General features: G+C 31.0%; 9 protein-coding genes. 3 read left to right on the forward strand and 6 right to left on the reverse strand.

Annotated elements, in window-relative coordinates:
• Window positions 1–11: 11 nt before the first annotated feature.
• From ACXGQT_RS10020 to ACXGQT_RS10045, 6 genes are all read right to left on the reverse strand, one after another.
• Window positions 12–1121 carry an alkaline phosphatase gene (locus tag ACXGQT_RS10020; protein ID WP_457828460.1) on the reverse strand — a complete coding sequence of 370 codons (1110 nt, stop codon included), beginning with the start codon at window positions 1119–1121 and terminating at the stop codon, window positions 12–14.
• A gap of 79 nt (window positions 1122–1200) precedes the next feature.
• Complete coding sequence (locus tag ACXGQT_RS10025) at window positions 1201–2991, reverse strand: RagB/SusD family nutrient uptake outer membrane protein (RefSeq protein WP_457828461.1); 1791 nt, start codon at window positions 2989–2991, stop codon at window positions 1201–1203.
• 18 nt (window positions 2992–3009) lie between these two features.
• Window positions 3010–5964 (reverse strand): SusC/RagA family TonB-linked outer membrane protein, encoded by a 2955-nt coding sequence (locus ACXGQT_RS10030; protein ID WP_457828462.1) that lies wholly within the window; start codon window positions 5962–5964, stop codon window positions 3010–3012.
• A 176-nt stretch (window positions 5965–6140) separates the two neighbouring features.
• Window positions 6141–9863, reverse strand: coding sequence for a two-component regulator propeller domain-containing protein (locus ACXGQT_RS10035; protein ID WP_457828463.1), 3723 nt, complete (start codon window positions 9861–9863; stop codon window positions 6141–6143).
• A gap of 77 nt (window positions 9864–9940) precedes the next feature.
• The gene (locus ACXGQT_RS10040) at window positions 9941–10348 is read right to left on the reverse strand and encodes a hypothetical protein (protein WP_457828464.1); all 408 of its coding nucleotides are present in this window, start codon (window positions 10346–10348) and stop codon (window positions 9941–9943) included.
• Window positions 10335–11591, reverse strand: a complete 1257-nt coding sequence (locus ACXGQT_RS10045) for a 3-deoxy-D-manno-octulosonic acid transferase (RefSeq protein WP_457828465.1) — start codon at window positions 11589–11591, stop codon at window positions 10335–10337. Before ACXGQT_RS10045 ends, ACXGQT_RS10040 begins: the two co-directional genes overlap by 14 nt.
• Window positions 11592–11695: 104 nt before the next feature.
• Between ACXGQT_RS10045 and ACXGQT_RS10050 the strand changes: the two genes are divergently transcribed.
• The 3 genes from ACXGQT_RS10050 to pgi are packed head-to-tail and all read left to right on the forward strand — an operon-like array spanning window position 11696 to window position 15305.
• A complete protein-coding gene (locus ACXGQT_RS10050) occupies window positions 11696–12466 on the forward strand; it encodes a DUF3108 domain-containing protein (RefSeq protein WP_457828466.1) in 771 nt (256 codons plus the stop codon).
• Between the two features lie 43 nt (window positions 12467–12509).
• Window positions 12510–13739 (forward strand): peptidoglycan DD-metalloendopeptidase family protein, encoded by a 1230-nt coding sequence (locus ACXGQT_RS10055; RefSeq protein ID WP_457828467.1) that lies wholly within the window; start codon window positions 12510–12512, stop codon window positions 13737–13739.
• 18 nt (window positions 13740–13757) lie between these two features.
• Complete coding sequence (gene pgi, locus ACXGQT_RS10060) at window positions 13758–15305, forward strand: glucose-6-phosphate isomerase (RefSeq protein ID WP_457828468.1); 1548 nt, start codon at window positions 13758–13760, stop codon at window positions 15303–15305.
• Window positions 15306–15351 lie beyond the last annotated feature (46 nt).

Raw genomic sequence — 15351 nt, forward strand, 5'->3', positions numbered from 1 at the left:
CAAAAGGCTACTTAGTTACCAATAGCCTTTATAAATTTGTGGTAAATTTCATTGTTTTCATAAACACCTCTAAACAATTCTTCACCTTTACCCATAGCAAATACAGGTACTAATTCCGTACTATGCTGATCGGTATTAAAATACACCTGAACTTTATTTGGTACTTCTATTTTTTTACCATTTTTATCCTCTTCATAAAACTTTCCAATACTAGTACCTCCCGTTTCATGATCTGCTGTTACAACAACTAAAGTATTAGGATGTGTTTTAACAAAATTTAAAACTACTCCAATTGTTTTATCAAAATCTAAGACTTCTTCAATCATCATTTTGTCATCTTTGGCATGACCTCCCCAATCTATAAAAGAACCTTCTACCATAAAAAAGAATGGCTTTTTGTTAGCAGAAAAATAATCCAATCCTTTTTGAGTTGCTTCTGGTAAAAAATCTTTTCTTCCTTGAATTTTATTAGGCAATTCATTATCCGAAAGTAAAAAAGCATTAGGTCTTGTAGTATCAATATCTGACAAAGTCAAAGTATCTAACTTATAATTTTGTTTGATTAAAGTATCATACAGATTTCTCCCATCTTTTCTTTGTGATAAAAACTTTTTTCCTCCTCCAGCTAAAAAATCAACATGAGCATTGACCAAGTAATCTGCAATTTCTTCGTGCATATCTCTATCTTTTACATGTGCATAAAAAGCAGCAGGTGTGGCATGGGTTAAAGATGTTAAACTTACCAAACCTGTTTGATATCCTTTAGCTTGTAACTGCTCTAATATAGTAGGTAAAGAAATGGTGTCTTTAGAAACACCAATGGCTCTTTTGTATGTTTTTTCTCCTGTAGAAAAGGCTGTTGCTCCTGCAGCAGAATCGGTAATTAAATGACTAGCACTTGAGGTTCTACTTAAACCTATAGATTTAAATTGTTTAAAATTTGGTATTTCTTTACCAAAATAAAAAGCACTAGATACTTGTGGAATTCCCATTCCATCTCCCACCATAAAAATGATGTTTAGCGACTCTTGTGGTTCTGTTTTTATTTGTTGTTTTTTAGAGCATGATGCCAAAAACAATATTGCCATAAATACAGGGGATAATTTTATAATTTTATTCATTTTGTACATTGTATGAAGTTAAAAAGCCAAAAAGGAAACCTCTTTGGCTTTTGTAATAAGCTTTGGGTTTAACTATTTATTAGTAACCTGAATTTTGTTCTAAGTATCCAGGAACATTTGTAGCTCCATCCACAGCATTTTGGGGTATTGGAAACAATCTCTTTTTAGGATCAGCATCTGTTTTTTCTGTCCACGTATCTTCATAATGTCCAAAACGAATCATGTCTGTTCTTCTGGCCATTTCCCAATAAAATTCAAAACCACGTTCACGATAAAGAACTTCTAAATCTAATGATGATAACGCTGGTGGTGTTTGATCAGGACGAGCTGTTCTTTCACTTCTTACAAAGTTTACATCTGTAAGAGCACTAGCTGCATCACCATTTCTAAGTTTTGCTTCAGCACGCATTAAATAAATATCTGCATAACGTAACAATACAAGATCTACACTACTATAAGTATTTCCGTTTTCAGAGGTTTTACTAAACTGCCATTTAGCCACACGATATCCACTTGCATAACCAATGGTTGGCGAAAAGTTAATTTCCTCTGTATGGTCTACATAATAAGCCACTCCACCTGTTCCATTTTCTCTAATTTCTGCCAATGGATAAATTCTATATCCCTCATCGCAAGTCATGGCTCCGTTAGATTTGTTAAAGTCTATTTTTCTAGGAGCCCAAATAGTACCACGTAAAATACCCCTATCCATTTCAAAATCATTTACACCATCTCCATCTTCATCACCCACACAGTAATAATGATCTGCATCGTTTGTTGGGTTTAAGCCTGTTAAATCTTCTAACCCAGTAGGAACCTCAGCATTTTTTTGATAGAATCTTGCATCTCTAGCAGGATCTTCATTACCATAAGCATCTACCCAAGTTTGATAAAAATCTGAGGTAATAGCAGGTCCATCAGTTCCATCCATTCCAATATAAAAATCATCAGGTCTTGGAAACAAAGAACCAGACATAGACCAATAAGCCCAACGGTTTTGATCATTTTTTAACACTCCTCTTTGGTCTACAGCAAAAATAATTTCAGGATTATCGTGATTTTCATCATTAAACAAATCAAAATACTCTGGAGATATAGAAAATTTTCCAGAATTAATAACATTGTCGGTGTACTCTATAACTTTATCCATATCCTCCTTTTTAAAGTCTGGCGTTCCATATGGATCACGATACACGGCTGCATTTAAATGCAACTTTGCTAAAAAACCATAAACTGCTGATTGAGTTATTCTCCCTGGTCCAATATTATCACTCATTAGAGTCACTACAGAAGTAAATTCATTTTCAATATACTCTATTGCTTCTTGACCTCGAAGAATTTGTGAAGTTTCATTAGATGTTTCTTTTTTAAAAACAATTCCCCAACTATCTAAAACCAACATATTATAATATGCTCTTAAAGCTCTCATTTCATACACTGCTAACTGTGCTTCGTTGTCACCAACTTGTGCAAGTGCCGATAAAGATTCAATAGCTGTTACAGTTCTAGAGATATCTGTTGTAAGATAGTCCCAAGACTCTGTAATTAAACTGTTTGCTGTTGGAAAATTGTGTGTATGTAATCCTACATATCTATCACCATCTTGCCACTGTGTACCCGCTCCATTTTTACCATTACGAGGAGGTAAAATAGCTTCATCGGTAGCCAATTCTACCAAACCAAAATACCTTGTATGTCTAAAAGTTTGTGACATATTACCGTATGCAGCAGACAATGCTCCACTAACAGGTTGTGTTGCCCCTGTGGTTCCTTTTAAAGACTCATCTAAAACTTGTTCTTCTAAATCTGTACAACTCCAATTCATTAACAAACTGATACTGAAAATTGCTGTTATAATTTTATTTTTCATTTTAAAAATGTTTTTTTATTAGAATGATACGTTTAACCCAAATAAGAAAGTTCTGGCTTTTGGATATGAGTAATAATCAATTCCAAATGTTTTAATACCTCCTGATTGACTCCCTGTATTCACCTCTGGATCAAATCCTTTATAATCTGTAATTACAAATAAATTTTGTCCTGTTAATGAAAGCCTAATGTTTTTTACCCATTGACCAATTCCTATAGCTTTAGGACTTAAATTATATCCTAATGTTGCATTGTTTAATCTTAAGAAATCACCATCTTCTAAATAACGAGTAGAAACTGAATTTGCATTTTGAGGAGATTCATTTAAAAACTCAACTGCCTGACTAGTGGTGTTAGAAGACCCTTGAATATTTCCAATATTGAAAGAAGACATTCTTGTATGGTTGTATATTTTATTACCTCCTGCTCCATTAAAGTTTAATCCTAAATCAAAGTTTTTATATACCAAGTTTAGGTAAAAAGCATACATATAATCTGGTAAAGCACTTCCTGCTGCTGCTCTGTCTCTATCATCTATACTACCATCATTATTCATGTCTTTATACGCACTAAAACCTTGATCATCAATTCCAGTAAATTCACGCATATAAAATGTACCTATAGACTCTCCATTAATATATCCGTTAATAGTTGCTCCACTTTGTCCTGACCCTTGTGCTGCACCAGTTGCAAATACCTGATAAGGTGAATTTTCAACTTCATTTTTTGTGTATGAAAAGTTTCCTCCAACATTATAAGAAAAGTCTTTTCTTCTATCGCTTTGATAATCTAAAGACAATTCTACTCCTGTGTTTTTAATTTCCATATTTGGAATATTAATCCAATAAGTTGGTGTTGGATTAATTGGATCTGTAGTAATGGCATTTAAAATAATGTTGTCTGAAATTTTATTAAAAACATCTAACGTACCAGACAGCTTATTGTTCATCAATCCAAAATCTAATCCTAAGTTGGTTTGTGTAGAAACCTCCCATTGAAGATCTGGGTTTGCAGTACGGCTATACACCAATCCTAATGGGTAATCACTCTGATTTACAACACTTCCATCTAAAGGATAAATGTCATTATCTTCACCACTTTCACCATAACTTGCTTTGGTAATTTTTGATGGAATTTCTTGATTTCCTGTTTGTCCCCAACTAAATCTTAATTTTAAATTATTGATAGAGCTATCTTTCATAAAATCTTCTTTAGCAATATTCCATCCAACAGCTACAGAAGGAAAGTATCCATACTTATTGTTTTCTCCAAATTTTGAAGAACCATCAGCACGCATAGTTGCTGTAAACAAATACTTGTTATTGTATCCATAATTTAACCTACCAAAAAACGATTGTAATTGATTGGTATCTGCTGATGAAGAGTCACTTATTAAATTCCCTAAACTCATTTGATACCTTGGCTCTACACCATTTTCTGGATACCCATTATAAGACCATCCTTTAGAAGTATTAAAATTTTCTTGAAAAGAATGTCCTGCTAAAAGAGTAAAATCATGTTTGTCTTTTTTAAGAACATAGGTTAAAGTATTTTCTACTTGTGTATTTCTGTTTGTATTTACATATGTATCTAAAAATCCTTGAGTAACTCCAGCCTCTTTATATGGCAACGTTTGTATATCTCTATTGGTTGTAGAATAATCTACTCCTAAATTTAATTTATACGTTAACCCTTTTACAATTTCAAAAGAAGGAGCAATGTTTGCCAATATACGGTTGTTATAAGAATAGTCTCCGTAAATAGCCTCTGTTACCTTAGGGTTTGTTCTATCTCCCAAATCTGTTGGCACTCCATTTGTATAAACAGGTACCGTAGGATTCAATTCTAACATACTTGCTACCATTGATGATGCATCAGATCTTTGGTTCTCTGTTCTAGAAGCTGTTAAATTAAAGTCTATTTTTAAACGATTATCTATTGCTTTTTGTGATAAGTTTACTTTAGCAGAATATCTTTTTAAATTATTATTATTTAAAATTCCTTGAATATCTTCTACTCCTACAGATCCAAAATATGAAGATTGATCTGAACCTCCACTCATGGATAAATTGGTTTTGTTAGACACTGCCATTCGTGTTAATTCATCTTGCCAATCTGTATTTGCACCACCATCAGAAAGTTGACCTCCAACAGCAACTACTTGCTTACGAAATTCATCAGCTCCAAAAACATCTACCTTGTTTGCTATTGAAGACAAAGCTGTAGACATTGTTAAATTTATTTGAGAAACTCCAGACTTTCCTTTTTTTGTTGTAATTACAATTACACCATTTGCTGCTCTTGCTCCATAAATTGCTGCTGCCGATGCATCTTTTAACACATCAATACTTGCAATATCTTGAGGATTGATAAAATTTAATGGGTTGGTTGGAACTCCATTACCTGCGTTGTCTATAGCAAAACCATCGACCACATAAAGCGGTGTTGTACCAGAACGCAAACTACCTACTCCACGAACCACAATATCTTGACCAGAACCTGGTTCACCACTTGCACTAGAAACATTTACACCTGCTACTTTACCCTGTAACAACTGTCCTGCATTGGCAACAACTCCTTTGTTAAAATCTTCACTTTTTACAGAAGCTATTGAACCGGTAACATCAGATTTTTTTTGTGAACCATATCCAACAATTACTACCTCATCTAAACCACTAGCCTCTTCTTTTAAAAAGATTTTTAAGTTTTGACTTCCTGAAAAGTTTATACTTTTAGCAGCATATCCTAAATATGAAACCTCTATAATTCCTTTGTTAGTCTTTGTATTTAAAACAAAATTTCCATCAAAATCTGTAATGGTTGATGTTCCCGTTTGTCCTTTTAAAACAACATATGCACCTGGTATAGGTGTTTTATCTGTTTGGGAAACTACCGTTCCGCTAACAGATGTTTGAGCCATAGAAATAGATATGCATCCTATAGTCATCAATAAAAATAAATACGCTTTTTTCATTTAGAAATTAATTTAATAATTGGTGCTCAAATGTAGATTTAAGCTCTTGTACAAGGGGGTAATTTTATATTCCAAAGGAGTAAAATTTGATCTAAATAGTGGTAATAAAAGGTTAAAAAGGTGGAATTTAGTTACACTAACATTGCGTTAACACTAGGTTAATCCTACAGTAATACTTACTTCTTTAAATTTTGCTCTTTGTATACCTTTGGACTTACTCCAAATTGTTTTTTAAAAGTCTTTCCAAAATACTTAGGATCATTAAAACCACATTCAAAACTTATTTCTGAAATGTTTAATTTTTTATTCATTAGTAAATATTCTGCTTTTTGAAACCTAAGAGAGGTAATAACATCTGAAGGAGATTGCTGCAATACTTCCTTAAACAGTCTGTAACATTTTACCCTAGAAATGCCTAAATGATCTATTAACATCTCTACATTAAAACTTGGGTTGGCCAATTGGTTTTTTATAACCTCTAATGCTTTTTTTAATAATTTGTCATTAGGAGTTTGTTGATTATTATCTTCTACAAGAATTTCATAAATCTCTTTTTGGAGTTTACTTTCTTGTTTTTCTTTTTTGGGCTTTAAAAGAGCATATATTTTCTTTTTTACAAAAGAATCACTAGCTGGTAGCTGTATTACCACATCTATTCCAAACTCTAAAGACTGTTCATTTAACATGTAATTTATTTCTTCTGATATATATACAAAAGGAATATTGCTGTTTTTAATATCTTGTTTACGTAAATTAAAAAATGAAACCAATTCTTTGGTAAATGTTGTTTGATAAAAAACCACTACATCAATATTTATTTGTTGCAAAGCCGAAGACAAATCGGACACCGAAGACTCAAAAAACAAATTACTTTGTTCACCAGACAATAGGTGTTTTGTAATTTCTACGTTTTTAGGATCTGAAAAAACAAGAACATTATAATGACTATTATTTAATATTTGACTTGTATTTAAGTGCTTCCAAGAAATGGTTTTTACCTGATAGTCTTTATCATTTTTTACACTATTCATCGGCAAAAATATTTCTATTTTAAACTCTTCATCTTCTATCTTTTTTATACTTCCATTTAAATGACTTAGTAAGGTTTTTACAGATTTATGATATGGACTATAATGAGAAATATTATTCCAATTATTTATAAGCAGATCACTATTAGACGACAAACAAAACTTAAAGACATTTTTGGCATGGCTAATAACTACTTTTAAACTACTCTGTTTGTTGGAATATTTAATAACATCGTTAAAAAAATATTGTAGTAATAACTTAAACCTTAATAAATCTACCTCAACCCAGTGAATGTTTTTGTCTATTTCGGTAATAAAGTGAACGTTGTTTTTTTGAAGTGTTTCCCTAGTTTTTTCAACAATATCAGTTAGAACAGGAAATAGGTTTATGGTACTTTTTTGTTGATTTCCTATGTCTTTAACATGATCTAAATAATTCCACTCCGAAAGCATGTTAATTAACATTACTGCATTTTTTAATAATTTTTGCTGAACAACCGTATCACCTTTAATTTTATTGGCTTGCTGAATTATTTTGGTTATTGGTTCTTGGAAATCTGATAAAATAAAGGTTTTGAACTTTTCTAATTCAAAATCTTCATTTTTTAAACTACTATGTAGTTCTAACAACTTTTCTTGTTGCTTGTAAATTTCTTTATTTTTTTCATCTAATTTTTTATTTACCAGTAGTAAATCTTGTTTTTGAGTTTCAATAACCTTGGTTCTATTAATAATTTTTTGCTCCAATTTTACTTTTTGTTTTTTAGCGTTTTTATCCTTTACATAAAAAATAAAAATCAAGACAAGTGCTAATAAAAAAATGCTCATTATATTAAACCAAGCCGTTTCATAAAAAGCTTTATTTATTTGAACTGTAAAGTATTTTTGCTCTAGTTCATTTGCTGAAGTCTTTATTAAAAACTCATAGTTACCTGAAGGTAAATTATTGTATATAACTTTTTGACTTTTAGGTAGCAACATCCAATCATCATCAATTCCTTTTAACCTATAAAAAACTTTAAATTCACTTTTATAGCTTTCAGGAAAAACAATAGTTTTTACATTAATTTTTAAGTAATTATTTGAATGACTACAACTTAAACTATCTTTATAATTTTCGTTTTCATTAACTTCAATGTTAATTTTAGGAATCTGATTAGTTACACTAAACATATTAGGACTAAAGTAATTTAGACCATTTACTCCTCCAAAATATAAAATACCTTTAGGGTCTTTATAATATGCACCTTCGGAAAATTCAGAAGCCTGCCACCCTTCAACAGGGTTTATAGCATTTAACTTAAAACTGTTTTTGTTTACAACCACCAAGCCCTTTGTAGTGCTTAACCAAACTTTGTCATCTTGCTTAAGTAATCCATAAACCATGTGGCTTAACAAACCATTCTCTTCGGTAATATTTTTCACCAAACCTTTTGCTTTGTTATAGACACTAATTCCTCCAAGTGATGCTATCCAATAATTTTGATGCTCTTCATCATAAATTGAAGCATAAATACTATTGCCTAGAATACCATTACTTAAAGTAACACTCTCTACTTTACTGGTCTTTAAATTAAAAAGAACTAGTCCATTGTTTTCCGTACTAAGAATTAACTCCGAATTTACTTTTTTTACGTTCCTAACATGATATGTTTGTAATTTCTCTTGTCCGTTAAAACTCTCAAACTTATTTTTATTTAAATTAAACTTGGCCACTCCACCCCAGCAAGAAATCCATAAATTATGATTGTTGTCTTCATAAATAGAATAAGATCTGTTATTTGGTAATTCTTTAATGTCCTCGGCTTTGTAAAGCAAATACTTATCTTTAAAAACACGAATAATTCCTGCATAAGTACCAATCCATATAGTTCCGTCTGAAGCCGTAAACAAAGACCTTACTCTTTGCCAATCTATATTCTGATCAGATTCTTTAATCTTATATTTTTGATAACATTTTGTATTATTATCATAATAATAAGCACCATTATTATAATACCCTAACCATAAACAGCCCTTAAAATCTTTAGTTATTGCTCTAATGGTTTCCGTTGGTAAATGTGGATATTTGTTAGGATGTGGCCCAACATAAGAAATAAACTCTGATCCTTGATAGGCCATACTCAAACCACCATCTTTTTGCCCTAACCAAACATTATTAAAACTATCTAAATGTAATTTTTCAATTTCATTACTCCCAAAGGTATAGGGAGAATACATATCAACCGTGTAATGGTCTATTTGTGTATTTTGAATATTATTAGAATTATTAGGTATTATATACAAACCATTCCTACGAGTGGCAAACCAAATATTTCCCTTCTTATCTTTTAAAACATCGTTGATAATTAATTTAGGATATTTTGCTAATAAAATATTTTTAAAAACAATAGCATTATCAACATCAATCGCGGGTGTTTTTTTCTTTACAAAATGATTTTCAATAAACTCCCATACCATTGTTGATGTAAATACAACAACATTTCCTTCTTCAGATATTTTAATATTTGTGACTTCTTTATCAAAAACAAAGTTCTTAAAACGATTATTGCCTAAGTATTTACTAACCTTTCCGTTTTTTGTAAGAATCCATATAACACCATCGTTATCTTTTTCAATCTTAATAATATAGTTCCCAGAAATAGATTCCTTATTATCAATACTATGTTTAAACACTACAAAGTCAGCTCCATCAAAATAATTTAATCCATCCCAGGTAGCAATCCACAACCCACCATCTGTATCATTTTCAATATCAATAACCGAATTATTAGAAAGCCCCTGATTGGTAGTATAGTTTTTAAACTTAATATTTTGAGACCAAGCAAAAAATGAAATAAAACAGAATAACAAAAAAAGATAAAGCCGCATAATCACCCATATTAGTAACTTGCAAGCTTACAACAACAACGTTACCTTAGTGTCAATTATACATTAAACTCTTGTAACTATTTTTGATCTAGGGTTACCAATTGTTTAAATGCAGAAAAGAAAAACAAGAATAAATACGATTGATAAACCACCCAAAAGAAAATATTTTTTAAGTTTATTTGGAAAGTTTCCTGTGGTGTAGATAGAATATTACCTCCATTTATTTTCCATATAGAAAAACCAAAAGACAACAACGAAACAATTCCTATCCCTCCTAAAATAATAATCAATATTTTTTGAATTGTTTTAAGTTTGGTTTTAAAAGCTATAGAAAAATACCAACTACTTAAAAAATAAAATCCATACAGAGGAAACGCCCATAAAAAATTAGGAATTAAATAAACTGTTTCTAAAAGCCTAAAATCAGATAAAAATAAAACTGTTAAAACAGTCATCAAAATTGCTATAATGCTATACTTTTTCATTTGATAAAATAGGTTTTACTTTTTGCATTATTTTTTTAGTAGCTCCTAAATTATTTGCTACATATTTTTGGGTAATTTTTTGTTTTTCAATCCTTAAAGCATCATTATCACGGAACAACATTAGAAGTGATATTAAATCAGACTCGTTGCCAACACTTACAACACCATTTAAAGAAACCAAATCATTTACTTCTTTAAATTTTTTAAAATTAGGCCCTATAACAATAGGCAGTCCATAAGTTGCAGCCTCTAAAGTATTATGTACTCCGCTTTTGGTATAACCACCACCAATATAAGCCACGTTTGCATAAGCATATATTTTTGATAAAATTCCAACAGTATCAATAATCATTACCTGATAATCATGTAAATTTTTTCCCTCTTTTTGAGTAAACAGTACTGTTGATTTTTTAATACTTTTCTCTAACCTGTTAATACCTTCTGATTTAATATTGTGTGGGGCAATGATAAATTTTTCGTTTGCTTTTGAAACATTATTGATATAGGCCACCAATTTTTCTTCATCTTCCAACCACGTACTTCCTGCAACCAACAAATAGGATTCATTTTTAAAGTCGTTTACAAACGGTAATTTTTCATTAGCCTCCACCAATTTTTGAACTCTATCAAACCTGGTATCTCCAGCAATGGTAACATTATTAATTCCGGCTGAATTTAATAAAGTCTTAGAAACTTCATCTTGTACAAAAAAAGAACTAAATCCTTTTAAAGATTTTCGCATCCAGACCCCATAAGGCTTAAAGAAAATCTGATTTTTTCTAAAAATTCCTGAAATCAATAAAGTTGGAATTTTATCTTTTTTTAATTGCATTAAATAATTTGGCCAAATTTCATATTTAATAAAAACAGCAACAGAAGGTTGAACAAGTTTGATGAATTTTTTGGCATTAGTTGCAGTATCCATTGGTAAATAACAAACCACATTGGCCAATTCATAATTTTTTCTAACTTCATAACCCGAAGGAGAAAAAAAGGTTATTAAAATCTGGAAATCTGGAAATTCTTTTTTTATTTCTTCTATTACAGGTCTTCCTTGCTCAAACTCTCCTAAAGAAGCAGCATGAATCCATACTGTTTTTTGTAAAGGATTTAGATTTTTTTTTATTTCCTGAAATACTTGTTGTCTTCCTACGACAAACAACTTGATTTTAGTGCTAAAAAAAGAAATCACTTTTAGTACTAAAACCGATAAATAAACAAGTGTGTTATATAAATATCGCATAGCGCAAAGCTAAAAAAATACCATGGTCAATGCTTGTGTTCTATTTAATTTTTTTAATTTGGAATAAGGTTTGATTTACCTTTACAAAGAAATCACTAATCAGCATGAAAAACTTACAATACTGCCTTATATTCTTACTCGGTGTTTTAACCAATAACACCTCCGCTCAAATAAAAAACGCGTACAAGCATGGAGAATGGATTCAGTTTAGAGTTCACTACGGAATTATTAATGCTGGTTATGCAACCATGGAAGTGAAAGAAGAAACAATTCATCAAAAAAAAATACAGCATGTTATTGGAAAAGGATGGAGTACAGGCATGTTAAACTGGGTGTTTCCTGTTGAAGATAGATATGAATCTTATATCAACCCAAAAACAGGATATCCAACCAAAGCTATTAGAAAAGTTAAAGAAGGTAAACACACCAAAAATGTTGAATTATTTTTTGAAAAAGACAGTGTTTTAACCATTGACCATAAAAGAAAGGAACAAGAAAGAGTAGCAGCCAAAAATGTACAGGATATGATTGCTGCTTTTTATTACTTGCGAAACAATGTTTCTGACACCCTAAAAACAAACGAACATGTAGAAATTGATATGTTTTTTGATGGAAAAAAATTCCCTTTCAAATTAGTTAAATTAGGAGAAGAAACCATTAGAACCAAATTCGGAAAAATAGCATGTATTAAGTTTAGACCTTTGGTACAATCAGGTAGGGTTTTTAAAGAACAAGAAAGTTTAACGCTTTGGATTACAGCAGATAAAAACAAAATACCTGTTAGAATTCAAGCCGATTTAGCTGTAGGGGCTTTAAAAGCGGATATTGATCAATACAAGGGACTTTCTCACCCGCTTAATATTATTATAGATTGATAAAAAATTGTACTTTTGATCGGTGAAAATAAACCCTAGAATATTGAAAAAAATCACCATACTTGCCTTCTCAATTTTTACTTTACTTTCCTGTAACAACAAATCTAAAACAGAAGAAAAGAAAGAAAAAACCCCAATTAAAGAAATAGTTAAAGTTTCTAAAAAGTTATTTGGTTACGATTTAGACACTTTTAAAGTTGTTAAAAAGAAAATAGAAAAAGGGGAAACATTTGGAACCATTTTAGACCAACATCATGTTTGGACTCCAAAAATATATGAAATTGCCAATACTGTAAAACCAGAATTTGATGTTCGTAGATTAAGAGCAGGAAAAAACTATACCGTTTTAGCTGCTAAAGATTCTACAGAACAAGCTCAAGTTTTTATTTATCAACACGATTTAATTAATTACTCTATTGTTGATTTTAGAGATTCTATTTACATTAAAAACGTAAAAAAGAAAGTAACTGTTAAAATTGAAGAAGCTTCAGGAATAATAACAAGCTCCCTTTCTCAATCTTTAGATGCAAAACACGTAAGCCCTGTTGTTGCTAATGATTTATCTGATATTTATGCTTGGACTATAGATTTTTTTAGACTTCAAAAAAACGATAGATTTAAAGTTTTATACGAGCAAAAATATATTAATGATACTATTCCTGCAGGTATAGGTAAAATTAAAGCTGCTTATTTTGAACATGTAGGAAAACCTTTTTATGCCTTTAATTACGTTCCAGATTCTATCACAGGTATTCAAGAATATTTTGATGATCAAACCAATAACTTAAGACGTGCTTTTTTAAAAGCCCCATTAAAATTTAGTAGAATTTCATCAAGATATAACTTAAAAAGATATATCGCTTTTTACGGTAGAGTAAAACCACATTTAGGAACTGATTTTGCTGCCCCTGTAGGCACACCGATCCTAAGCACCGCAAATGGACAAGTAATTGAATCTAAATACCGAGGAGGAAATGGTAACTACGTTAAAATTCGTCATAACGGAACATACACTACCCAATATTTACACATGAAAAAACGTAATGTTAAAGTAGGTCAATATGTAAAGCAAGGAGATATTATAGGTTGGGTAGGAATGACAGGAAACACCTCTGGACCACATGTTTGTTATCGTTTCTGGAAACATGGTAAACAAGTAGATCCCTTAAAAGAAGAACTACCTGCCGCCAAACCTATGAAAAAAGAAATTCAAGAAAAATACTTAAGCTATATTGCTCCAATAAAAAAGGAGCTTGATGCTATACCATACTAAACTATAAACTCAATCAACATGGCCTTAAAAAACATCAATCCAACCGAAACCAATGCTTGGCAAAAGTTAACCAAACACTTTAAAGAAGCTAAAAACTTAGAGCTACAAAACTTATTTGCTAATGACAGCAATAGAAATAGTGATTACCAAGTTTCTTTAGGAGATTTAAAGCTAAACTATGCTAAAAACAGAATCAATAAAGAAACCTTAAACTTGTTGGTTGATTTAGCCAAAGAAGCAGAGTTAGAAGATGCCATTCAGCAATACTTTAACGGAGAAATTATAAACGCTACAGAAGGAAGAGCTGTACTACATACTGCTTTAAGAAACAACAGTGGAAATGCTGTATATACTGAAGGAGTAGATGTGATGCCTGAAGTAAATACTGCTAAAGAAAATATTAAAGCGTTTACTGAAAAAGTAATTTCTGGACACTGGAAAGGTTATACTGGTAAAGCAATTACTGATATTGTAAATATTGGAATTGGTGGTTCTGATTTGGGACCTAACATGGTTGTTGATGGTTTACAATACTACAAAAACCACTTAACCACTCATTTTGTATCTAATATTGATGGAGATCATGTTTCTGAAGTGATTAAAAAGTTAAATCCAGAAACTACTTTATTTGTAATTGTTTCTAAAACATTTACAACTCAAGAAACTATAGGAAACGCCATTACCATTAAAGAATGGTTTTTACAATCTGCTCAAGCATCTGATGTTGCTAAACATTTTGTAGCTGTATCTACCAACTTAGAAGCAGTTGCTAACTTTGGAATTGCATCAGAAAACGTATTTCCAATGTGGAATTGGGTTGGAGGTCGTTTTTCTTTATGGTCAGCCGTTGGTTTGTCTATTGCATTGTCTGTAGGATATGAAAATTATGCGGAATTATTAAATGGAGCTTATCAAATGGACAACCATTTTAAAACGGCTAAGTTTGAAGAAAACATTCCTGTAATTTTAGCATTGTTAAGTATTTGGTACAATAATTTTTATGGTGCCGAAAGCGAAGCCGTGTTACCATATACACAATACTTAAATACTTTACCTGCTTATTTACAACAAGCTTTTATGGAAAGTAATGGAAAGTCTATAGATAGAGATGGAAATCCTGTAGATTATCAAACGGGAACTATCATTTGGGGAGCCGCTGGAACCAATATGCAACATGCATTTATGCAACTGGTACACCAAGGAACAAAATTAATCCCATGTGATTTTATTGGATTTAATGAATCACTTTATGGAAAAACAGATCATCATAAAAAATTAATGGCAAACTTTTATGGTCAACAAGATGCATTGTGTTTTGGTAAAACAAAAGAACAAGTATTAGAAACTGTTGCCCCAAATGCTATTGAATTACCATTTAAGATATTTACAGGTAATAGACCTAGCAACTGTATTACAGCTGATAAATTAACCCCTAATAGCTTAGGAAAAATTATTGCTATGTACGAGCACAAAATTTTTACACAAGGAATTATTTGGAACATTTTTAGCTTTGATCAATTTGGTGTAGAACTAGGAAAAGAAATGGCAAATAAACTTTTAAAATAAAAAAGAATTCCATATTTTATAAAAGCCTAACAATCAATTGTTAGGC

It is taken from the genome of Wenyingzhuangia sp. IMCC45467 (assembly GCF_054111205.1).